The following is an 18,781-nucleotide window of genomic DNA, read 5'->3' as shown; positions in this document are numbered from 1 at the left end:
ACTAGCATGGGGTGCTAGGGGTCGAGTGTTCGAATCACTCCGTCCCGACCATATTATTCAATGACTTAGCCCAACTCTAACCAGTTGGGCTTTTTCATTGGTGGGGAGTTTTTCGGGACTTCATCCCGTTTTCCTTTTCAAGATCGTCAGCACCGGTCCCCGCGAGTCGGTTGCTGATACCATATTGGCGGCTTCAATCAGATGCCCGAGCTCAGCGCCGGAGTAATGACTGGTGATGCTGCCGTTCTTGTGCCCCAGCAAGGCCTTGCGGTCTTCCTGAGTGACACCTGCCGCCCGAAGGCGACGGCCAAACGTATGCTTCAAATCATGCACCCTGATGGATGCATACCCTGGGTGAGCGGGGCGAAGGTTTTCCTCCTGCCAGAGTTTCGCCGCTCTCACCCGCGCCTTCTTCCAAGCCGAGTCGTTCATTCGATGCATGGCGCTGCCTTTGTAAGGAAACACCCATTCCTTGCTCAGGCCTCGTTGCTTATCAATGACAGATTTCGCCACGCTGTTCAGTACGACCAACCGCTCATCACCGTTTTTTACACCTGACCGTTCGTTTCTGCCCCCGAAGTCGGATGGGATCAGAAACACACTGGTACCCAATTCCGGCACCGGGATCTCCCAATCCCACCTCAATTTGCAGACCTCCTGCTCGCGACAACCCGTGTTCACCTTGAACAAGGCCATGGTCTGCAGGTGAGCCGGCAACTCTCCGAACAAGATCGATTGCTCTTCCCAAGTCATGGGGTAGGGCTCGCGAACCTTTTTCTTCAAGTCCAGCTTGGCGAGCATAGGCACGGAATCGAGCCAGGGCCTGCGTTCTTCATCCCGCCACTTCCTTGCGCAAAGCGAAAGAACCCGAATCACCCGCTCGATCGAGATGTTGATCGTTCGTGGAGCTACCGGCTTTAGCTGCTTCCCGCACGGCAACCTCATTCCCTTCAAACGATCCCTCACGAACGGCTCAAGCGCCTGGTCATCAATGTGCGTCAATGGCAGATCCTTGAGATACGGGTGCAGGTGTGTCAGGTGATGCGCCGTCAGCTTGATCGAGGGCTGATCCTTGTTCTCAATCAGGAAACGCGTCGCCGCTTCCTCCCAGGTGCGGGTGCGGCGCACTCCATATACCTTCTGCTGCCGAAGCTGCTCCAGCCGATGGATCAGATACTGCTCTGCTTCTTGCCGGTCACTAGTGCCAGTGCTTTCTCGAAGTCGCTCACCTCGGAACACTTTGTCGATTTGCCAGACTCCACCTTTCTGGTAGAGACCGGAGATCGCTTTTCTCGCCATGGTTTACCTCCTTTGGGTTCACCCTGGCGCTCGCTGCGAGGGCGATTGTTGTCCTGATTGGCTGCCTTTTCAATCGCCTTGCTCTCGATGTAGGCGTCCGCCCACTCGTCCAGATCGATCCGATCGAACGCCACGCCCTGTTTTCCAATGGGAAACTCGCGCACGTTCGGCCTGACCGTTTTGTTGAATTCGTCCCGGCACATGCCGAGATAGCCGGGTGCATCCATGAACCGGATGAACCGGGGCGGAATGCTCGTAGCCTTTGCCGCTGTGGCATTTGCCATGTGTGTGCTCCATGCCGCGCGTGGCGGCAGAAGGTTGGGATAGGGTTAGGCTCTTTGCTCGAGGTCCAGTCCGATCTGGCTGACTTGGTCGACACAGGCGGGGCTCAGCCAGATGCATTCGGTGCGACTCGCGGTACCGCGCGCGGCGCTGATACGTGCTGATGTGCTGTAACAGGCCCAGCCTGGCAGCATCTCGGAATACAGCGCGCTGGGATATCCCGACAGCACGACCATTCCTTCTAGCTCGAGCAATGCGCTGAGCAGCTCATGGTGGGCTGAATCATCCATTTCATGTTTGTAATATCGGCCGCTCGACGCACCCTTGTACCGGGTGTCATGCACATAGGGCGGGTCAACGTAGTGAAGCGTCTGGGGGCCGTCATGCGCCCTGATAACCTCGATCGCCGGCCTGTTCTCGATCAGCACGCCGCTCAGGCGCTGGCCGACTTCAGCGAGTTGTTCTGGGTATGCCGCCCAAAGAGACTGGGCTGTGCCGTACTGGCGTTTCGTGTCGATTCGAAAGCCTGTGACGCCCTTCGTGGCGCCGGCGGAGCCAAAGCCCATCTGGGCGCGGATGATAGTTCGCCGGGCTCGTTCGATTGGTTCGGCGCTCGGCTCCCAGGAAAGCTCGAACTCTTCTCGGGAGTAGGGCGTGAAGACCAATCGTTCGGTGAGTCCCGATCGCGAGGTCGGATCCTGAAGGACACGGAAAAGGTTCACGATGTCGCCGTCCAGGTCGTTGTACACCTCGGCATAGGACCGGGGCTTTTGCATCAACACCCCGGCTGCGCCACCGAACGATTCGACGTAGCAGGTATGGGGCGGAAAGTGTTGAAGAACCCACGGCGCGAGTCGGAACTTGGCGCCGTGGTAGCGGATGACCGGGGCGGTGATGGTCATGAGTTTATTCCAAGTGCGCGCCTGCCGTTGAGCGGCAGGCTGGTAGGTCCATGATGGGTATCGGATGAGGGGTGTGGGGTAGGCTGAAAGGTGAACTATGGTTTATTCGTTCGCCTCGCCAGTTGCGTACACGCTTTCTCCCCTGAGGTGACTGGCGAGGTGAGCTCTTACCGCCGCGGCCCCTTGTAGCAGTACACGTAGGCGAACCAGGCGAGGGCGATCATGGCGTAACCTTCTGGCCGAGCAGCACATCGCTGACGACCTCCCAGAGTTGCGATGGCGACCACTGGAAGCGGTCGAAGTCCGTGTCTGGCTCGACGCCAACGCGGCAGGTTGAGTGGGCGCCGGCCTGCCATTCACCAGTCTTTCGCATGATCGTAGCTACCCGGCCATCACCGCCAGGCTCTGTGCGGTGGTAGACGTACGCGGTGCTGTCGTAATCCTTGCCGGCCGGTACATCAAACGAGGCGACCAGATTGAAGTCGGCGCAGCCGTCCGGGGTCCAAGGGCGTCCACCATTGGCCGTTCGCTTTCCCTCATGCAGGTACAGCATGAATTCGCCGTCATGCTTTTTCTGATAGGCATAGACATGGTTGATCTGCGTTCCCACAAGCACGCGCGACACGAAGTCGAAGCGGTGGTCATGAATTGCGGAATGCTCGAAGCAAGCGCGGCGCGGAAGCTCGGGATGCCAAACATGCAGCCGTTGGTTGCCCTGGAGCTGAACTTGCACGAAGCCCAGGCCGTGCAGGGTGATTTTGTCCGTCATTACGTCATCGATAATCATCCGATCACCGCCTTTATGGTCAGGGCCAATGGAAGCCAGAAGAAGAGGGCGCAGAGGGCCATGCATTTCAGGATCATGGCGTCACCTGCTCCGCCAGATCCTCGACGGTGAGCGTGTATTCGACAACGTTGCGCACTCGGTAGAATGTAGCGTTGCAATGCCTGCTGACCCATGCGGCCAAGACCGCATCCAGTTCCTGGCGAGCATCGGCAGATACGTCTGGCCAGTCCTCAGCTACTTCACCGACATCGTCATAGGCGCGCTCGCCGAGCATTTCGATGACATCGCTGGCGTCGACATAACCGGTGATGTTGACCGGAAATTTCTCTCCCTTCCATACGGTGTCGCCGACGGCCAGCTCGTCGTTCTCGTTGAGCAGTTCGTTGAGGCTGTCGCAGTTGAACATCTCGTTATCGGCTGACCAGGTTTCGTCGCGTGGGGTGTTTTCTTCAGGCATGACTTCGTCCTTGCCGCTATAGCGGCTTTCAAATTCGTTCAGCGGAGTTGTATCGTTGCCACCTCAGATTGGGAGGTGCGATGTGGTCGTACACGGAGTCGAATACAAGTTTTTTACCGCCTCACACGTGACAAATGGGCATGACGGCTTGGGGATCGAGTGCTGGCGCGGCAACGATATGGTCTTTGAGATATTCAGGAATGACGAAACGCTGCGCTTTGAGGTGACTTTTTTCGAACAGGATGTCCCTTTAGAGCTGCTTGAGTATGCGATCCCAACTGCTCGCGAAAGCCTAGGTCAATTCGTGCCGTAGATGCCGTCCTTGCCGCTATTGCGGCTGACTTTGAAGGGGGGAGGGAGTAGATTTGTGGGTGGAGTACAGATGTACTCCATCAAACTTGACTAGGAAAAATTGTACAAGCAGTGGCTCTATGTATAGTTTTTTGTGCCAGAATTCGGACAGGGAGAACTAGGTCGACACAAACAGCCCTTACCGAAGTCCAGCAAATCGAGCACTGCCATGATTCCCAAAGACGACTTTAGATTCCAATCACATGTTCTTCTTGTTGAGCTCGACGCTGCGACGACCAAGCTGATGATGTTGGTGGTCGCCGGTGAGCTCTCAGGAAGTCATTGGGAAGAGGCGCTCGCACGACAAAGCTCCGCCTACACAGCTTGGATAAGCGCAGCGAAGGGCATCCAGATCGACCCGATGCCAGCTCTTGACGGTCGACCTAATGACGGCTCGCTGACTTCGGAAAAGTGAGCATTCATCGGTAGCTTATGTTGATTCGCTTGGCGATGGCTTCGTTGCTCAGCCATTCCCCACATGTCGTTGTTGTCGCGGCGAGAGACGACGACGGCGCGCTGGACGTTGCGGTCAATCAGGATTTTCGCTGCCAGCAAGATCAGCCAGGCTTCGAACTTACGACGGAAGTACCGCTTCATGTTCATTCGCCCTGGTTGGCCAGCGTGTTCAGACGTTGGAAAGAGGTGCCTGGAATTCCCTGGTCTCGCTCAATCTCTTTCGGGTTGAGTGCAGCGGCGATACGTGTGCGGAAAGTTTCGGTAAACCGAAACGGATTATCGATAAGCTCCTGCAACATGCCCGAAAGTTCGTCAGTTCGTTCATCCGCTGCGTTCAGGCGCAGCTGCAGGGCGTCACGCTCGGCGGTGACCCGGTTGAAGTCGGCGGCGGGTACGATCACCACCTCGCGAACCTCTTCTCCCTGAAATTCGATTCGGTCAGTAGCCGCAGGGCTGGTCGCGAACACGGCCAATTGCACGCCATCGGTTGCCGCAACTTCCAGCTGTTCCGGCGTATCGCCATACCCCTCACCGACAACCGCAAACGCTTTCAACGTCTTGGTGTTCATCCTGCAATCTCCATAGATACCAGATCATGGGCATTCACAACCGTCATGCCGAGGCGGTGTGCAATTTGGACTTCGAGTTTCGCTCCCTCCGATCTTTCCCATCCCGGTAGCAGGGCGATCACACCGCACAGTCCAAGGCGTGTCAGGTCATAGGCCATGTAGTCGGCCCATTGCGCACCCTCGACGATGCCATGGTCCGCCGGGTTCTCTACTTGATAGCCCTGGGCGCGGAGCGCGTCGGCCGCGGCGTTGAAGGCCGGATAGTTGAAGTCCTTCAAGCCAGTCATGGGTTCGGCCAAGTACATGCGTTTGGCGCGGGCAACCTTCAAGGTGACGCCAGGCGCAACCACTGCGCTAATGCGGTCAACAGCTCGATCAATTGGGCCTTGAATGAAAGGCGGCATCGGCTCGTTCGCCGGCGGCGTCGTGGCTGTTATGGCTGCGATCATCCCGATCAGGGACTCGGTGACGACCGTGCGGATGTTTTCTGTGGGCATGGGGCGTCCTATGCCGGGTCATGCCCGGGCGGTGGGGGGTAGTTATGATGTGCCAGCGTAAGTGCTATCTTCCGAGGTGGAATTCCATTAGGCGTGGGGGGGTGGCATGACTGAATTAAATACGCGTCGCGTATATCACTTCATCGACAATGAATTTGGTTTGCTGAACTTACAAAATCGAAGATTGAAGATATCAACTCTTATTGGGCTGAATGATCCTTTCGAGCTTCTAAGTAATAACATCCAGAATAAAAAGGTCAGATCTTTGTTTAATATTGCTAAAAGCATTTTTGACAAACGATTTGGAATTCTTTGCTTCAGCAATTCAAGTCAGAGCCCTGTTCAATGGGCGCACTACGCCGACAGAAACAAAGGGATTTGCTTAGGGTTTGACGTACGATCTGATTTATTGATGGATATTCAATACATCGCAGAGAGAATTAGCGAAGCTAGCTTTCCTACACATCCAGACTTTGCAGAGGAGTGGATGCAAAAGGTTCTTTCTACCAAATACTCACATTGGGCATATGAGGATGAGGCGAGGGTGTTCGTAAGACTTGAGTCAAAGATCGGTGAATGCTACTTCAGGGAGTTTGATACCGATATGACCTTGGTAGAAGTTCAAGTCGGGTTTAATTCTAAAATAACTAGGGCTCAGCTCGCCGATGCGCTGGGCGATATATCTGAAGGCGTCACTTGCTTTAAAGTGCGTCCCGCTTTTGGATCATTTCGCATGGTCCGAAACGAAAATGAGTCTTTGTGGAAGTAGTCGAAACTCCAGATTAGGCTGCTGCCTTAAGCGCTTCGAGGATCCGTTGTCCAGCGAGAGGCGGCACCGCGTTGCCGGTCATGTGCATAGTCAGTCGGTGGTTGTCGGGTCTCAGAGTGTTTTTTGGAAAGGATTGGGCCGCCATGGCCTCATCAGCGGTGATCATCCGCATCTTGTCGCCATCCACCACGGCCCATCGGTCCAGGGTAGTGATGGTGCCAATCGGCCGATCAAGGCTACGCCCGGTGAGGCCTGAACCCGATCCGTAATAGGGCATCACGAATCGGTCGCCGAAGCGCTTGCGCCCATTCTCTACCCGGATCAGCGTCGAGGTCGCGCGGCCAGGCTTCTCGATGGGCGACCAGTTGCCGGCGTCGAAATCGATGATCTGTCTGGCGGACACGTGCTGATAGCGCGGAAGCTGCAAGTGCAATGGCGCCCTGCTGCGAGAGCAAACCATGAACAGGCGCACACGGTGCTGCGGCACGCCAAGGTCGGCGCAGTCGACGATGTGGGGTGCCAAGGCATATCCCAGGCGCTGCATTGCATCCGCCCAGGCTGGGTACAGAATCCAGTCCATGAACTCGGGTACGTTCTCGATAACGGCGAAATCAGGTCGATTGATTTCGGCGTTGCCAACCGGCGCCCAAGCTGTCGATCGAGAGTTGTCTCGCTTTGGGTCAGCCTGCGCCAAGCCGCGGGCTTTCGTGTGACCCTGGCAGCATGGGGACGCGAGCATCAAGTCATGCTTCGGCACTTCCGACCAGTCAGCCTGGTGCAGGTCCTGGCACGTGTGGATGGTGTCCGGATTGTTGCGGGTATGCCACTCGACGGCCTCAGGCCAATGGTTCGCAGCCCAGAGAACATTGAGGCCGGCATTGCGGCCGCCCTTTGTCCATCCGCCGAAGCCGGAGAACAAGTCGATTGCTGATTGCATAGGGGATCCTCGCCGACTGGCGTGATTCGTTGAAGTGGGGTATTTGTGTTCGGCCCGGCATGGGGCCGGATAGGGAGCAGCAATGAAGCAAGTCGATTTGGAAGGCCTTGATCCGGATCTTGAGCCTGACAGCGAAAAAGTAAACCGATTGGCACGCATCGGGATAAGTGCATTACCTGTCGTCGGGGGGCCTTTGGTGGAGATTTTTAATTCCGTTCTGGAGTCCCCGCTGAACAAGCGTCGAACCGAAACAATGATCCGGATCGGTGAGGTCATGAATGAGCTCATCGAAAAAGGAGTGGTCACTGAGGAGGGGTTACGGGAGAACGAAGCCTTCATCAGCACGGTAGCTGAAGTTTGCTCAATATCTCTTCGAAATCATGAGGCAGAAAAGCTTGAAGCTTTACGCAATGCTGTAAAAAACTCTGCACTACCGAGCTGTCCATCAGACGATTATCGCCAGTTGTTCCTGGGCTTCGTGGACGCTTGCACGGTGACTCACATCAAGTTGCTGCATTTGTTTCGTGATCCAAGGGCATGGATCGCCAAACAGGGGAGGGAAGTTCCAGCAAATTGGTATATGGGGGGACTTACCCAAGTCATTGAGTACTCGATTCCAGAGCTGATTAATCAGAGCTCGCTTTACACCCCAATATGGAAAGACCTCTATCAGCGCGGCCTGGTTACCACTGATAGCCTTGGAACAACGATGGGGGTTGATTCAATGCTGGCTGGAAGAGCAACACCATTGGGCACCAAATTGATTGAGTTTTTAAGCTGAGTCATTCCTCATTGCGAATGCGCAACTCCTCGCGTTTGTACGCGATAAGCAATCTTGCCGACACGTTTTCGGGTGTCACGTATTCGTGTCGCGGAGGAGTGAGCAGGGGGAGGGCGCCGCCCGGGCCGAGGCCGTGCAGATGATGAATCATCAGTGTAATGGCCTCGCCCTGTTCCTCGAGGCCGCTCCAGGCCATCAGCTCAGCGAGGGCTTGGCGCGTACCGGGCAGGCAGTGCAGCCTGATTTCCTCTTCGCCGCGGCTCTTCTTCTTCGCCGCGGCTTTCGCTGACCTTTCCGCGTTACTCTTGGCCATGGCCTGCCTCTTCAATTCCGTGGGCCGGTATATCCAGCCATGTCTGTCGTCGGCGCTGGCGCACCTGGTTATTGATTTTTCTCACGCTGCGACCTTCACTTGATGCCAGGCGCCTGCGGCATAGAACAGCTTCGCGGCCTGAGCCTCATCCATCGAAATCTCGTCCGGTATGGCGATCCAGCCTGACGCGATTATGTGGTTTGGGTTACAGCTGTTGCGCAGCTCCAAGTAGTAATGTTCGATGGCATCGGTCAGGCGCTCGACCTTGTAGATGCCCTCCGGTGAGATCTCCACCGACTTCACATACTCGGTGCCGCGTTCGTCGCGACACATGGCGCTGAGGTAAATTGTCCATCTGTAGGAGAAGTCGAAGAGGGCGTTGGCGATGGCCAGACTTCGGATCTGCCGGCAACTCTTCCAGTTCGCCATGATCTGCGCGCCGCTGGGATCGATATTCACCACGGCGACGTGATTGGTCCGTAGCAACGCCCGGCAGCTACGTTCTGCCCGGGCGAAGCTGTTGTTGGGTTTGCGTTTCGACTTCATAGCGAGTCCGCCATTTTGCGAAGTGCCTTGCGCTCAGCGGCCGATATCGGCTTCGGCCGTCGCTTGAGGACCGTTTCAGGGTCTATCCAGTCGCGTCGCGCAGGCTTAGGCTTCATCCGCGCGGTTGGTAGGTCCTGATAGTTGCCGCCGGGGCGAGTCAAGAAGTCCGCTACCGCAGCCTCGATTCGGTCTGACTCCGTTTGTTTTGCTCGAACTGCGTTGAGGTTGAGGCTGATCATGCGGCCGCCTTAACCAGCCTCACGCCGGCCATGCTGAGGTTTTGGCCCTGGTCAGCCACCATCGCATCAAGCGCTTCCCAATTGACGGTCAGCACGGAGATAGGCGCCTGCCCATAGGCCACAGCTTTGACCAGATCTAATAGGTCGAATACTTCGGCCTGAAGAGTCAGCGCCTGATGCGTTGATGCGGTTACCGACTGGGGTGTCGTTTGTGCTGCCGATGCGGATTTGATTGGAGCTGGAGTCACAACCGGGGCGGGCTCAGCGACAGACTCGATGACTTGCTTCGCCTTGGCCTCATCCTCGATTCGTTGCAGTTCTTCTTTCCGAATGCGCTCGCGCTGTGCTTCGGCTTTCGCTTCCTCGTCCTTCTTGTGCTCTGCGATTCGAACCTTGATCAGCGCGACCAGGTCGTCATTGGCTTTTATGACCAGTTGCTGAGCGTCTACGAAGAGGAACGCGTGATCAGCTGCCAGTGTGCGCAGGCTTTCGAGGTTCAGGCGGATGCCGTCGGCGGTTTGGCTGGCGTCGATTTTTGCCCGGGCCAGCTCGGTATCGACCGCATCCTGCAGGCTGGCAATGGTGCGCTTGTTCTTCATGGCGCCCGCGAAGTCTGCGGCCACCGTTGGCAGGGTAACGTTGCCCAGGGTCTTGTTAATCGCTGTGATGTGATCAGTCAGCGCCTGTTCGGCTTTCTGCTTGATATTGGTCTTTACCAGAAGCTCCTGAGCCTTCACCAACTTGTCGACCTTCAGGCGTGTTTCCCGGGCGTGCTTGCTGATGCGGTCCAGCGAGCAGAACAGCTCGTCGATGGTCTGGGTTTGCGAGAGCGCCTGTTTCTTTGCCGCCGTGACAGCATCCTCAACGTCTCCGCACCACTTCACGGCTTTTTTCGCGTCCGCGAAGTCTTGATCGGTTGTCAGCGTGGTTTTCACGGAGTCGATGACGGCCAGAGCCGACTGCTCGAACACTTTCAGGTTGCTGGCGGTGACCATGCCGGTCAGCTCGATGCGCAGCGCTGGCAACTCGTCCGGAGCCTTGCCGACAACGATTGAAGGGGCGTCCGCCACTTCGTGGCGGGAAAGATCGGCCTCGAACTGTTTCCAGCCTTCGACCAACTGACCAGCACGACCGGCGACCGGGCGATATTCCATGCTGACGAAGTTTTCGGCGGTGCCGTCAGAGCACACGAAGATCACGCGCTCGGCGCCGCTCACCAGCAGCTGCTGCTCAAGCTGCCAATAGTAGTGAGGGGACAAGTCTTCGGCGCGCACCTGGGCGACCAACGATTCGTTCCAGAGCTTATGCTCGAACAACGTCTCGCCGAGCATCGTCGCGCCGTCCATCGAGGCGAGCATGTTGCCCGATGTCCCAACGACCGGGTACAGCTCTTCGCCAATCATCGCCTCGACCAATGGCCGGGCCAGCGCTTCGGTTGCGTGGCCTTTGTCGAAGATGTGCTGCTGCGATGGAGTAACCTCCGGTGCAAGGCCGGTCTTCTTCAACGTCAGCAGATCGGTGCGGGTTTGATACTTCGAGGCGCCCATCATTGCTGGCGCTTCGGATGCGGTGAAGTGCTGGCTGCGCAGGGCATGCCACTCGGCGGAGCCTTGAGCTACGTTATGAATTTTCATGCTTGATCTCCGTCGAGGGCTTTCAGGTTGGCGATTTTTTCTTTTTGCGCGTCGCTCAGCGTGTACTTGCTGCTGATGGTCGCGATCAGGTGTTCGGGACTGGTACGGCCCGCATCAATCAACGGCTGCCATTTAATGAGGTTCTCGTCGAGCAGGTCGTCCTGGTAGGTGGGCAATGCTTCCGGCTCGGGCTGAGCTTGCTGCAGGGGGCTAATGTCGCGCGCCGCTTCCTCGAAGGACTTGCCTTCCATTTCGTCGGCGGTTGGGGCTGATCCGACTTCGGGGAATGCTTTGCGCAGAGCCTGAGCTTCGGCGCATTTGGCGAGCTGGGCAAAAGCCCGGCGCTTCCACATGGCATTCGGCGCGACGGTGTCTTTTCCGGCCGTTGCATAGTTCTCCATCCAGCGCTCGCTTGCGGTGAACTCGGCAACAAGCCCGTTCGACATCTGCCGCTTCACCGTGACCCGGCACCATTCCGGATACGTGACTTCGACACCTGCCAGCTTCGTGGTAACCGATGGCCCGAACTCAGGGTCGCTGATGCCGGCGTATTGCCCGGTTCTTGCTGCCTGAATGCGGTAAAGGCCGATCCCCGGCATTACCACGTCGACCATGCCGCGGCCCTTTTGGTAGACCGGAACGATGTGAACCGGCTTCAGCATCGGGTCCAAGTGCGCGGCCTGGCAGTAGGCCAAGACCATTACGACCGAGTTACGAGCAGCTCCCGGGTACAGGCTGCCACTCAAAACCTCGACAAGTGCTGACTCGGACATGGCCGGCTCTTGGTCGACCTGTTTCATTACTGCGGACATGGGGAATCCTTGCCGCGATGTACGCAGCGTTTGAAGGTGTGGGTTATTGAGTGACGCGATCAGCCAGAGCGCTGAGCAACATCAGAAAGGAGAGGGTGGTGATTGCCGAGAACGATCCGCGCCAGATCAAAACGCGGCGCGTCCATTGGCGGCTGGTCATCGAAACACCCGGTAGGTGGTCGAGTGCGGTACCTGGCACACGCCAGACGAATTACGCGCTTCGGTGTAAATGGCAATCGCGGAAACAAGCAGGGTTGCAAGAGCCCAGTAGGTAAGCTTCATGGTCGAACCCTCACGGCGATTCGTCCGCCTTTCATGGTCGGCGCCAAGCGTTGGGGTAGATTGGCGACCAGGTCTTCACGCTGACGCCCGATCACCTCGTTGAAGGGAAGACCGAAACCGAGCAGAGCGATTTTTCGCTCGATGTCGTCCAACTGCTCGTCGATGAGCGATTTCACGAGTGGTGTACTCATGCAGCCTCCATGCGCTTTCGACTGATCTTCAGCAGGCGAGCGCTGTAGTGGTGGAACTCTTCGGCGGTGATATCACCAGCAGTGAAGTGTCGGACGATCAGTCCCTCGGTGAGGCTGTCGTCGATTTCCCAGTTGCCATGATGCTCAAGGGTTTCCAGCGACTGATCTATGGCGATATGCGGGCTCATAGTTCAGCGTCCTCGGACTGGGCGATCAGCGCATCATCTGCGAGCGGCTCCAGAAGGGTTTCGGCGATCTCGCCAAGCTTGCCCAGCGGGTGGTCGCTGTTGCCGAGCAGTTCCGCTACAGCGGTCTTGTCCGAGCTCCCATTCGCTGCTGTGATCAGCAGCCAACCGAGCGCCGGTGTATGAACCTCACTGTCAGCAAGTCGGTTGTTCACGTATTCATCCACTGCCAAGGCGAACTCCTCAGCAGTCACGCCCTGTGGAGCATGCATTCGGCGCTGAAAGGACACATTGTTGCCGCGCAGCAACTCTTCAGCCGCGTTGTAAATCCACTCCGCCCGAGCGTCATCTTGCGGGCTTTCGCTCACTGGAGGCGGCAGGCGACGTTCAAGTCTCAATTGAGCAAGCTGTAATGGGTTCATGACCGCCTCCAGAGGGCGAGGTGGAGTAGGCGAGGGCCGCCCATCCGTTTTAAACATATGGACCGTGGGCCATTAGGCGCGCTCCACTTTTCAGATAAGCGATGCAGGGGGCCGCATTGCGCGGTGCAGAATCATCCGCATCGGGGTGCGATCTGGCAGGAGCCAATCCCTGCATCGATCCGAGTTCATTCCTCCGGATCTCGCTGGATGGAAGCTGTGCTGCTTGGCGGCAGGATTCAGATCACACTCCGATGCGGCCTGGTGCTGGGGAGTACCAGGGCTTCGGGCAGTTACAGTCAGACTGACGTGGCGCTGGTTGGTTATGCTGCTGATGCAGTCTCATCTGCCTTGCATTTCACGCCGCAGAAAGGGCAGAAAGTCGAGGCGATGTAGGTATCGATCTTTACCTTTCGGAATCCACCAGCCTTTTTCGGCGCTTGGTATTCACCCTTGATGTCAAAGACCGGCATGGTTACCAAGCCTTTGTCGGTGAGGCCCATACGGATAGACGGAAAATCGAAGTCCAAGCCGTGAGAGCCTTCAGGCATTTGCTCTCTAATCCGTGTCTCGATCAGCCCCTTCACGCGTCCGTAGCATTCACATTGCATGTCAGTGTCCTCGGTTGATTTCCCGTCTGGCCCTGTCGCCAAGGCCAGCCAGTGAAATCTGTTTTCCATTCCATGCGCGGCGCCGCGGTTTCCCCACCTAGCCGGCGTCACACATTTCGTGTTCGGTGTTCTTCGCCGGCTGGCTTGCATGGTTTAGCGTCCTCCCATATGGGGAATTCGGCAGGTTCCAGAGCCTGCATGGAGATCGAAATTTGTGTTTCGCGCTGTGCCCGTTGCCGGGGATCGATCCGCGAAGATTCCTGACTGTTAAAGAGCGGCGGGCCTGTTGAGGCCCTTCGCTGCCGGTCCCTGTAGAGTGCTCGGTGACGATGGAGTGAAGATAAGCCAATGCCTAATATCCTGTAAATAGGTAATGCCTAATTATTTTCAAGTTTTTTGCCCGTCAAGAAAGGTTCATTTCCAGATATGCAATTTGGCATCGCTGGGATAAGCTTTGCTAATGCTGTATGTATATCCAGTATTTAGGGGGCGAGAATGGCAAAAACGAATAAACAAGAAAAGCCGGCAGAGCGGCTGGAGGTGAGCGGGATTGAGCGGCTAGGGCTGCGCGTTTCGGAAATGATCAATCACCCCGTTGCGCAGATTCAGCGCTGGGTGACGATTCACCGCCTGGACACTGATGGCGATCGGGAATGGGAGGAGGTGATGGGCTTGCTGTCTGAAACAGACGGCATTGACATGACGTTCAACGACGATGAGTCGGTGACGCTGAGGTGGGAAGCGAGCGCGGTAGAAGATCGGCCTGTGGAGGTTGCGGAGGAAGTCGAAGAACCAGCGCCTTTCTGACAGGCAGTAAAAAGCCCGCTCAGTGGCGGGCTTTTATTTAGTAGATGAGTCAGTGTAGTTGGAGAGAGCCAGCGCCTACCAATTCAGACATTAAGGTAAAGTAACTGGTTTTCTCTTCTTTGGATTCGATATTAAAAAGCTTGTCGCTATATTCTTCCGCAAGGTTTAGGTGTGCAACTACTTCTTTTTCTTTGCTAGGGGAGGCGGAGTACACAAAATACCTTGCCGAATCTTCGCCTAAGGCTTTTCTACCTTCCATGAATGTCATTACTTTCATGGTTGTTTCTTTGAATTTTGAATTGGTATCGTTTACATTGAAGTCAATAGCTTCAGTAATGTGGAATCGGCCATTTTTCAAAAGAAAATCAGCTGAAAATCCTGTTTTATCACTTAGCTGATAATTGTGGATTATTTTATGCTTGCTCAAATCGTCAGAGTCTTTACCTAAAATTTCCATTCGTTCGAATGTGTTTTTAAGGTAAGTGCTAAGGCGTGAATTTCTGTGTACCCTTTCTTTAGATGAAAAAGGTTTAACTAATTCGTTAAAGAGGTTGGAAACTCTGCGCTCATACTGGTGTATGTCATCGATTATGAAAACATCTATGCTTGAAAGATATGTTCGGGACTGGCCAAATGCACTCAGGTATTGAGAAGCTTGCTCGGGTGATTTTGCCCAGCTAGCAATAGACTCCAACCCGGATCTTAGCGAATCAAGATCCGAGGGTTCAGAAGTACCATCCAGTATTCTCGCTTTTGCCGAGGCGCTTAACGTTCTAACGTCAACCTTTGAGTCAGTAAAAACTACCAGCCCTATATTGACTATCTCCCCGCGCTTCGGGTCAGGCATGTACTTTATTACGGCGTACTTAAAGGTAATCATTCTATTACCCTCACAAGAATTTCATTAGTGCGTCAATTCGATCATTTCGAGCGGTAGACTCCCACCACTCAATATACTTTTGCCTATCAGCTTTCGACATCCAGTGTGTTGGGAAGTTCGAAAGTATAGCAGAGATATCTTCTGCGGTAATTTTTCTTATTTGCTCAAGGCAATCTACGGCTTCGCTACGTATATAGTTTTTTGTAACATTGAGCATCGAAAATACTATTTGAGTGTTTGTTGTGGGCTCAGTCGCCTCAAACCCTTTGTGATCAATTTCGAAGCAGGCTCTACTGAAGTCGAATGCTAAAGCAATTATGGAGTCGCCAAAACTTGTTCTCCATAGGTAATTGCCCCAGTGTCTGTCAACATTATTTACGAATAAGTCGAATGCGTACAGTCGGCTAAAAAAACGTTTCAGATTTGCTACCGGAGTGGCTCCTACGAGTACGCTTTGAATAAACGTTTGGTAGTTTATGGCTTTGTTACCATTTACTACTCCACCTTCCCATACTGAGCCAAATGCCAGCTCACCTGATGGCATGGTTATGAATGAGTAGGGCGGAGTAGGGATGACTACTTTATATGCAAGCTCATAACAAAATAGCTCGGAGGCGGGAACCCGACCGTTTCCGTCTGCGACTGTCTTGACTGCATAGTGTTTGCCGTCGCGCCCTTCAACGATGATTTTGAGGTCTGCCGATCCCAAGTTGGAGGTGTGAGTAGTAATCACCTCAACCGGAAGCAGAGTTTTCTGAAAGGAAGCCTCAACGGGAAGTCGAGCTTCAGCAGGTACGCCTTCAGCAGTATCGTCGAAATTGGGAGCTGACTTATCCATGTGTCCTTCCGTCATGTTCGCAGATAAATCTGCGGTGCTTTGATATTGATAACAAAATTATTCAACGTCCGGATTGCGTGAGCCCAAACCACGAAGCTGCCTTCCGCATTAATGAAGCTACAAAAGATGAGCATTCCACACCAGCAGTACCCGTGCCTGAATGTAGGTGTCTTCCGCCCTAATGGTTTGCGGCGGATGCCGAGGGTTGTCCGAGAGCATGTTGATTTGCTCATCCCCCAGCCACTGAAGCCGCTTGATGTACAAATGCCCCTCCCAGGAGAACATGTAGATCCCGTCGCCTACGAATTCCCGGATGCTAACGTCGACCAGTAGCGGGTCGCGGTGCTTGATCGTGGGCGCCATCGACTGGCCCCAACCCGTCACCATCTTTAAGTGGAAGTGTTCTTTGAACTCAACGCCCATCTCGCGCAAATGCTGTGGACTGACACGCACGTCCTGGAACATCTCGGGGTAGTCGTGTGGGATCTGCCCGCCGCCCATTGCCGCGCGAACGTCGTAATGTGCGATCCACACCTCATCGCCCACGGCACCGGGGCGATAGTAGTCGAGCTCAAGCACGCCACCGCCATCCTCGGCTTCAGCCACTTCAAGCAATCGCCTGCGGGCGTCTTCAGAAAGCCTTTTTCCTTGCTTGGAGATCATGCTGCGCACGATCTCTGATGCTGACTTGATACGGGCAGGAGTCTTTTCGAACTCGCCACCATTGTCTTCAGCAGGAGTTGCGGTGGGCGTCGATTCGAGAGATGAGGCAGGCCTTCCGAAAGAGAAATGGTAATCCAAGCCCCAATGTTCAGGCCCAACAACGTCCTCAAAATAGGCGATAACGTCCATTAGTTTCGACTTGTCGATACGGCCATTTTTCACCCAGCCCTGTATCGACGGAGGCTTCACCTGGAAGTCGTCTGCAAGTTTCTTTTTCGATACGCCCTTGGCGATCCGCGCTGCCTCAATGGCTGCGCCTAGTTCTGGTCCGGTAAGCATTGCCTAATTAAGCCTATCGGCAGATTGGTTAGGCAATGGCTTGTCGAGGATAAGGTAATGCCTTATATTCACTTCCAGTCTCCAGGAGAAAAATCATGAAATCAGCAGAAGCAGCCAAAGAAGCGTCCCGTTTGCTGGGCAGCCAGGCGGAGTTGGCGCGCCTGCTGCGGGTAACAGCCCCCACTGTCAACCAATGGTGTTCCGGAGAACGCGCGGTACCAGCAAAGCGCGCTTTGCAAATCGAGGCACTGACCGGTGGCCAAATCAAAAGATCAGACCTGTGTCCCTCTTTTCCCTGGGCGCAGATCAGCCCTGTGATCTGCCAAACGCTTTCCGCCGCCTAACAGACCACTTTTCGCTTCGAGGCGAGCGAAACAGTTGCGCGCTCAAAACCCCGCAGCTCATCACCGTCAAGTCGATCACGCAAAGGGCCGGCAACCCTCTCAAACGTAGGCCAAAGCCGAAGTTGGGACGACAAGGGAAGGGTGGAAGCCAAGGCAACCACCAAGCAGCAGAGAGCGGCTATCTCGCCTTGTAATTCGGAATGAGTGGTCATGGATGCGTCCCTGATCAGTTGATAACCAGATCATCGCTTTGTCGGCGTAACGCCACCACGGAAACAAATTTGAGGTTTTACGAATGGAAGATTTTCTGCGGGCCTGTCAAAGCGCTGTTCTGGATAACGAGGCCAAAGCACTGGCGGCAAAAATGGGTGTTCCGCACGTTGGCCTGCTCCAGCGTGCCAACCCCGACAACGATGCTCACCACCTGACCGTGGAGCACTTGTTCGGGATCTTGCTGCACACCGGCGACATGCGACCTCTAGCGGCGCTCGCAAATGAATTCGGTTTCGACCTGGTCGCTAAGTCTGCTCCCCAGCCTCAGGCGCTCACCAAATCGCTGATCAATGTCGGCAAGGAAGTGGCTGATTTGACTATCGCCGTACACGAAGCGCTCGGCGACGACCATGTCAGCACCTTCGAAAAATCCTTGATTCGCCAAGAGATCAACCATGTCCGGCAAAGCCTGGACGTGATGGATGCGTCGGTGAAGGCGGCCTGAATCCCAGGCACAAAAAAGCCGAGATTGCGCCCCGGCTAATTCGATACCACTCAATGAGGCGGATTATGCAGAGCCAACCCAATTCAAGCAATACCCCGAACCATGTCGCGACACGTTTTATGAATTCTGAAAACGTGTCGCGTACCACGATGTCTTCCCGCGAGATCGCCAACGTCACCGGTAAGCGGCACGCCAACGTGAAGCGCGACATCACCGCGATGCTGAAAGAACTGAAATTAGATGTACTCAGTTTTGAGCACATCTATTTGGATGGCCAGAACCGCGAGCAGGTCGAATACATGCTCGATCGCGAGCACACCGACTGCCTGCTCACCGGCTACAGCGCGCCGATGCGCCTGAAGGTGATTCGCCGTTGGCGGGAACTGGAACAACAGCAGGGCGCACGCGAACAGGTGCTGCTCAACGGCACCAAGGTTGTCGGCGAGATCGCCATCATGGAGTGTTTCACTCGCCTGCTGAAGCCCGCGGCGTCTTGCCAGATGGCAATGCTCACGAAGATCGCCCAGAACAACGGCCTGGACCCGAAGTTTCTCCCGGGCTACGCCGTCGACGCCGCGCCAGATGCTGCCGGTGGCTCCTCGATACCCACCAAGTCGGCCACAGCCCTCTTGAAAGATCATGGGATTCGCTACGCGCCGGCGGCGTTCAATCGCGCCCTCGCAGCCAAGGGATTTCTCAAGCAGCTGCAGCGCAAAAACTCCAAGCAGGAGACAGTCGACTTCTGGTCGGTGACTGAGCAGGGCCTTCGTTTTGGCAAGAATTTGACCAATCCTCAATCCCCCCGCGAGACGCAGCCTCACTGGTACGTCGATCGCTTCCTCGAACTGGCCAAAATGGTCGGGAAGGCCTGAT

28 protein-coding genes are annotated in these 18,781 nt (G+C 55.4%); 8 read left to right on the top strand and 20 right to left on the bottom strand.

The window, feature by feature from the left end; genetic code table 11:
* Nucleotides 1–120 precede the first annotated feature (120 nt).
* The 5 genes from D8V06_RS19755 to D8V06_RS19740 all read right to left on the bottom strand — a co-directional run bounded on the left by D8V06_RS19755 (nucleotide 121) and on the right by D8V06_RS19740 (nucleotide 3,727).
* Entirely contained in the window at nucleotides 121–1,239 is a 1,119-nt protein-coding gene (locus D8V06_RS19755; RefSeq protein ID WP_241667852.1) for a tyrosine-type recombinase/integrase, read from the bottom strand.
* Complete coding sequence (locus D8V06_RS30905) at nucleotides 1,170–1,583, bottom strand: hypothetical protein (protein WP_241667851.1); 414 nt, start codon at nucleotides 1,581–1,583, stop codon at nucleotides 1,170–1,172. The genes D8V06_RS19755 and D8V06_RS30905 overlap by 70 nt, the downstream gene beginning before the upstream one ends.
* A 45-nt stretch (nucleotides 1,584–1,628) precedes the next feature.
* Nucleotides 1,629–2,483 carry a DNA adenine methylase gene (locus tag D8V06_RS19750; RefSeq protein WP_130931641.1) on the bottom strand — a complete coding sequence of 285 codons (855 nt, stop codon included), beginning with the start codon at nucleotides 2,481–2,483 and terminating at the stop codon, nucleotides 1,629–1,631.
* A gap of 220 nt (nucleotides 2,484–2,703) precedes the next feature.
* The gene (locus D8V06_RS19745; RefSeq protein WP_130908335.1) at nucleotides 2,704–3,270 is read right to left on the bottom strand and encodes a hypothetical protein; all 567 of its coding nucleotides are present in this window, start codon (nucleotides 3,268–3,270) and stop codon (nucleotides 2,704–2,706) included.
* Nucleotides 3,271–3,343: 73 nt separating this feature from the next.
* Nucleotides 3,344–3,727, bottom strand: coding sequence for a hypothetical protein (locus D8V06_RS19740; RefSeq protein ID WP_130931640.1), 384 nt, complete (start codon nucleotides 3,725–3,727; stop codon nucleotides 3,344–3,346).
* 82 nt (nucleotides 3,728–3,809) lie between these two features.
* Between D8V06_RS19740 and D8V06_RS31075 the strand changes: the two genes are divergently transcribed.
* On the top strand, nucleotides 3,810–4,040 hold the full coding sequence (locus tag D8V06_RS31075) for a hypothetical protein (protein WP_074875461.1): 231 nt from the start codon (nucleotides 3,810–3,812) through the stop codon (nucleotides 4,038–4,040).
* Between the two features lie 207 nt (nucleotides 4,041–4,247).
* Nucleotides 4,248–4,493 (top strand): hypothetical protein, encoded by a 246-nt coding sequence (locus D8V06_RS19730; RefSeq protein WP_130931639.1) that lies wholly within the window; start codon nucleotides 4,248–4,250, stop codon nucleotides 4,491–4,493.
* 184 nt (nucleotides 4,494–4,677) lie between these two features.
* On the opposite strand, the gene D8V06_RS19720 is transcribed toward D8V06_RS19730, so the two are convergent.
* The gene (locus D8V06_RS19720; protein WP_130931637.1) at nucleotides 4,678–5,103 is read right to left on the bottom strand and encodes a hypothetical protein; all 426 of its coding nucleotides are present in this window, start codon (nucleotides 5,101–5,103) and stop codon (nucleotides 4,678–4,680) included.
* Nucleotides 5,100–5,600: a DUF4406 domain-containing protein gene (locus D8V06_RS19715; RefSeq protein ID WP_130931636.1), complete on the bottom strand. Its 501-nt coding sequence runs from the start codon at nucleotides 5,598–5,600 to the stop codon at nucleotides 5,100–5,102. The genes D8V06_RS19720 and D8V06_RS19715 overlap by 4 nt, the downstream gene beginning before the upstream one ends.
* A 106-nt stretch (nucleotides 5,601–5,706) precedes the next feature.
* On the opposite strand from D8V06_RS19715, the gene D8V06_RS19710 reads away from it, so the two are divergent.
* Nucleotides 5,707–6,369 (top strand): DUF2971 domain-containing protein, encoded by a 663-nt coding sequence (locus tag D8V06_RS19710; RefSeq protein ID WP_130931635.1) that lies wholly within the window; start codon nucleotides 5,707–5,709, stop codon nucleotides 6,367–6,369.
* 13 nt (nucleotides 6,370–6,382) lie between these two features.
* Here D8V06_RS19710 and D8V06_RS19705 read toward each other — a convergent pair whose 3' ends face one another.
* Complete coding sequence (locus D8V06_RS19705) at nucleotides 6,383–7,306, bottom strand: DNA cytosine methyltransferase (RefSeq protein ID WP_130931634.1); 924 nt, start codon at nucleotides 7,304–7,306, stop codon at nucleotides 6,383–6,385.
* Nucleotides 7,307–7,388: 82 nt separating this feature from the next.
* On the opposite strand from D8V06_RS19705, the gene D8V06_RS19700 reads away from it, so the two are divergent.
* Nucleotides 7,389–8,087, top strand: coding sequence for a hypothetical protein (locus D8V06_RS19700; RefSeq protein ID WP_177434457.1), 699 nt, complete (start codon nucleotides 7,389–7,391; stop codon nucleotides 8,085–8,087).
* A 1-nt stretch (nucleotide 8,088) separates the two neighbouring features.
* Here the strand turns inward: D8V06_RS19700 and D8V06_RS19695 are convergent, their stop codons facing one another.
* The 9 genes from D8V06_RS19695 to D8V06_RS19655 form a co-directional block, all read right to left on the bottom strand.
* Nucleotides 8,089–8,400: a hypothetical protein gene (locus tag D8V06_RS19695; protein ID WP_130931633.1), complete on the bottom strand. Its 312-nt coding sequence runs from the start codon at nucleotides 8,398–8,400 to the stop codon at nucleotides 8,089–8,091.
* An 81-nt stretch (nucleotides 8,401–8,481) separates the two neighbouring features.
* Nucleotides 8,482–8,946 (bottom strand): hypothetical protein, encoded by a 465-nt coding sequence (locus D8V06_RS19690; RefSeq protein WP_130931632.1) that lies wholly within the window; start codon nucleotides 8,944–8,946, stop codon nucleotides 8,482–8,484.
* The gene (locus D8V06_RS19685) at nucleotides 8,943–9,185 is read right to left on the bottom strand and encodes a hypothetical protein (protein WP_130931631.1); all 243 of its coding nucleotides are present in this window, start codon (nucleotides 9,183–9,185) and stop codon (nucleotides 8,943–8,945) included. The genes D8V06_RS19690 and D8V06_RS19685 overlap by 4 nt, the downstream gene beginning before the upstream one ends.
* The gene (locus D8V06_RS19680) at nucleotides 9,182–10,819 is read right to left on the bottom strand and encodes a YqaJ viral recombinase family protein (RefSeq protein WP_130931630.1); all 1,638 of its coding nucleotides are present in this window, start codon (nucleotides 10,817–10,819) and stop codon (nucleotides 9,182–9,184) included. The genes D8V06_RS19685 and D8V06_RS19680 overlap by 4 nt, the downstream gene beginning before the upstream one ends.
* Complete coding sequence (gene bet / locus D8V06_RS19675) at nucleotides 10,816–11,619, bottom strand: phage recombination protein Bet (protein WP_130931645.1); 804 nt, start codon at nucleotides 11,617–11,619, stop codon at nucleotides 10,816–10,818. The genes D8V06_RS19680 and bet overlap by 4 nt, the downstream gene beginning before the upstream one ends.
* A gap of 290 nt (nucleotides 11,620–11,909) precedes the next feature.
* The gene (locus D8V06_RS19670; RefSeq protein ID WP_130931629.1) at nucleotides 11,910–12,104 is read right to left on the bottom strand and encodes a hypothetical protein; all 195 of its coding nucleotides are present in this window, start codon (nucleotides 12,102–12,104) and stop codon (nucleotides 11,910–11,912) included.
* Entirely contained in the window at nucleotides 12,101–12,292 is a 192-nt protein-coding gene (locus D8V06_RS19665) for a hypothetical protein (RefSeq protein WP_130931628.1), read from the bottom strand. The genes D8V06_RS19670 and D8V06_RS19665 overlap by 4 nt, the downstream gene beginning before the upstream one ends.
* Nucleotides 12,289–12,711 carry a hypothetical protein gene (locus D8V06_RS19660; protein WP_130931627.1) on the bottom strand — a complete coding sequence of 141 codons (423 nt, stop codon included), beginning with the start codon at nucleotides 12,709–12,711 and terminating at the stop codon, nucleotides 12,289–12,291. Before D8V06_RS19660 ends, D8V06_RS19665 begins: the two co-directional genes overlap by 4 nt.
* Nucleotides 12,712–13,031: 320 nt before the next feature.
* On the bottom strand, nucleotides 13,032–13,469 hold the full coding sequence (locus tag D8V06_RS19655; protein ID WP_130931626.1) for a hypothetical protein: 438 nt from the start codon (nucleotides 13,467–13,469) through the stop codon (nucleotides 13,032–13,034).
* A gap of 345 nt (nucleotides 13,470–13,814) precedes the next feature.
* Between D8V06_RS19655 and D8V06_RS19650 the strand changes: the two genes are divergently transcribed.
* Nucleotides 13,815–14,126: a DUF1654 domain-containing protein gene (locus D8V06_RS19650; RefSeq protein ID WP_130931625.1), complete on the top strand. Its 312-nt coding sequence runs from the start codon at nucleotides 13,815–13,817 to the stop codon at nucleotides 14,124–14,126.
* Nucleotides 14,127–14,175: 49 nt separating this feature from the next.
* On the opposite strand, the gene D8V06_RS19645 is transcribed toward D8V06_RS19650, so the two are convergent.
* The 3 genes from D8V06_RS19645 to D8V06_RS19635 form a co-directional block, all read right to left on the bottom strand.
* A complete protein-coding gene (locus D8V06_RS19645; protein WP_130931624.1) occupies nucleotides 14,176–15,006 on the bottom strand; it encodes a DUF3037 domain-containing protein in 831 nt (276 codons plus the stop codon).
* A 10-nt stretch (nucleotides 15,007–15,016) separates the two neighbouring features.
* On the bottom strand, nucleotides 15,017–15,844 hold the full coding sequence (locus D8V06_RS19640) for a HipA family kinase (RefSeq protein ID WP_130931623.1): 828 nt from the start codon (nucleotides 15,842–15,844) through the stop codon (nucleotides 15,017–15,019).
* Nucleotides 15,845–15,961: 117 nt separating this feature from the next.
* Nucleotides 15,962–16,846: a S24 family peptidase gene (locus D8V06_RS19635; protein ID WP_130931622.1), complete on the bottom strand. Its 885-nt coding sequence runs from the start codon at nucleotides 16,844–16,846 to the stop codon at nucleotides 15,962–15,964.
* 95 nt (nucleotides 16,847–16,941) lie between these two features.
* Between D8V06_RS19635 and D8V06_RS19630 the strand changes: the two genes are divergently transcribed.
* The 3 genes from D8V06_RS19630 to D8V06_RS19615 all read left to right on the top strand — a co-directional run bounded on the left by D8V06_RS19630 (nucleotide 16,942) and on the right by D8V06_RS19615 (nucleotide 18,780).
* Entirely contained in the window at nucleotides 16,942–17,190 is a 249-nt protein-coding gene (locus tag D8V06_RS19630) for a Cro/CI family transcriptional regulator (protein ID WP_130931621.1), read from the top strand.
* Between the two features lie 295 nt (nucleotides 17,191–17,485).
* On the top strand, nucleotides 17,486–17,908 hold the full coding sequence (locus D8V06_RS19625; protein ID WP_130931620.1) for a phage regulatory CII family protein: 423 nt from the start codon (nucleotides 17,486–17,488) through the stop codon (nucleotides 17,906–17,908).
* Nucleotides 17,909–18,057: 149 nt separating this feature from the next.
* Complete coding sequence (locus tag D8V06_RS19615) at nucleotides 18,058–18,780, top strand: Rha family transcriptional regulator (RefSeq protein WP_130931644.1); 723 nt, start codon at nucleotides 18,058–18,060, stop codon at nucleotides 18,778–18,780.
* Nucleotide 18,781 lies beyond the last annotated feature (1 nt).

Source organism: Pseudomonas sp. Sample_24 (genome assembly GCF_004307605.1).
Lineage (GTDB): Bacteria > Pseudomonadota > Gammaproteobacteria > Pseudomonadales > Pseudomonadaceae > Aquipseudomonas.
The sequence above is the reverse complement of the archived record's forward strand: the minus strand, read 5'-3'. Positions and strand labels throughout refer to the sequence as shown.

Coding starts and splice junctions, on each gene's coding strand:
- D8V06_RS30905 (WP_241667851.1), bottom strand. CDS start 1,583: ATGGCAAATGCCACAGCGGCAAAGGCTACGAGCATTCCGCCCCGGTTC.
- D8V06_RS19750 (WP_130931641.1), bottom strand. CDS start 2,483: ATGACCATCACCGCCCCGGTCATCCGCTACCACGGCGCCAAGTTCCGA.
- D8V06_RS19745 (WP_130908335.1), bottom strand. CDS start 3,270: ATGATTATCGATGACGTAATGACGGACAAAATCACCCTGCACGGCCTG.
- D8V06_RS19740 (WP_130931640.1), bottom strand. CDS start 3,727: ATGCCTGAAGAAAACACCCCACGCGACGAAACCTGGTCAGCCGATAAC.
- D8V06_RS19730 (WP_130931639.1), top strand. CDS start 4,248: ATGATTCCCAAAGACGACTTTAGATTCCAATCACATGTTCTTCTTGTT.
- D8V06_RS19720 (WP_130931637.1), bottom strand. CDS start 5,103: ATGAACACCAAGACGTTGAAAGCGTTTGCGGTTGTCGGTGAGGGGTAT.
- D8V06_RS19715 (WP_130931636.1), bottom strand. CDS start 5,600: ATGCCCACAGAAAACATCCGCACGGTCGTCACCGAGTCCCTGATCGGG.
- D8V06_RS19710 (WP_130931635.1), top strand. CDS start 5,707: ATGACTGAATTAAATACGCGTCGCGTATATCACTTCATCGACAATGAA.
- D8V06_RS19705 (WP_130931634.1), bottom strand. CDS start 7,306: ATGCAATCAGCAATCGACTTGTTCTCCGGCTTCGGCGGATGGACAAAG.
- D8V06_RS19700 (WP_177434457.1), top strand. CDS start 7,389: ATGAAGCAAGTCGATTTGGAAGGCCTTGATCCGGATCTTGAGCCTGAC.
- D8V06_RS19695 (WP_130931633.1), bottom strand. CDS start 8,400: ATGGCCAAGAGTAACGCGGAAAGGTCAGCGAAAGCCGCGGCGAAGAAG.
- D8V06_RS19690 (WP_130931632.1), bottom strand. CDS start 8,946: ATGAAGTCGAAACGCAAACCCAACAACAGCTTCGCCCGGGCAGAACGT.
- D8V06_RS19685 (WP_130931631.1), bottom strand. CDS start 9,185: ATGATCAGCCTCAACCTCAACGCAGTTCGAGCAAAACAAACGGAGTCA.
- D8V06_RS19680 (WP_130931630.1), bottom strand. CDS start 10,819: ATGAAAATTCATAACGTAGCTCAAGGCTCCGCCGAGTGGCATGCCCTG.
- bet (WP_130931645.1), bottom strand. CDS start 11,619: ATGAAACAGGTCGACCAAGAGCCGGCCATGTCCGAGTCAGCACTTGTC.
- D8V06_RS19670 (WP_130931629.1), bottom strand. CDS start 12,104: ATGAGTACACCACTCGTGAAATCGCTCATCGACGAGCAGTTGGACGAC.
- D8V06_RS19665 (WP_130931628.1), bottom strand. CDS start 12,292: ATGAGCCCGCATATCGCCATAGATCAGTCGCTGGAAACCCTTGAGCAT.
- D8V06_RS19660 (WP_130931627.1), bottom strand. CDS start 12,711: ATGAACCCATTACAGCTTGCTCAATTGAGACTTGAACGTCGCCTGCCG.
- D8V06_RS19655 (WP_130931626.1), bottom strand. CDS start 13,469: ATGCAAGCCAGCCGGCGAAGAACACCGAACACGAAATGTGTGACGCCG.
- D8V06_RS19650 (WP_130931625.1), top strand. CDS start 13,815: ATGGCAAAAACGAATAAACAAGAAAAGCCGGCAGAGCGGCTGGAGGTG.
- D8V06_RS19645 (WP_130931624.1), bottom strand. CDS start 15,006: ATGATTACCTTTAAGTACGCCGTAATAAAGTACATGCCTGACCCGAAG.
- D8V06_RS19640 (WP_130931623.1), bottom strand. CDS start 15,844: ATGGATAAGTCAGCTCCCAATTTCGACGATACTGCTGAAGGCGTACCT.
- D8V06_RS19635 (WP_130931622.1), bottom strand. CDS start 16,846: ATGCTTACCGGACCAGAACTAGGCGCAGCCATTGAGGCAGCGCGGATC.
- D8V06_RS19630 (WP_130931621.1), top strand. CDS start 16,942: ATGAAATCAGCAGAAGCAGCCAAAGAAGCGTCCCGTTTGCTGGGCAGC.
- D8V06_RS19625 (WP_130931620.1), top strand. CDS start 17,486: ATGGAAGATTTTCTGCGGGCCTGTCAAAGCGCTGTTCTGGATAACGAG.
- D8V06_RS19615 (WP_130931644.1), top strand. CDS start 18,058: ATGTCTTCCCGCGAGATCGCCAACGTCACCGGTAAGCGGCACGCCAAC.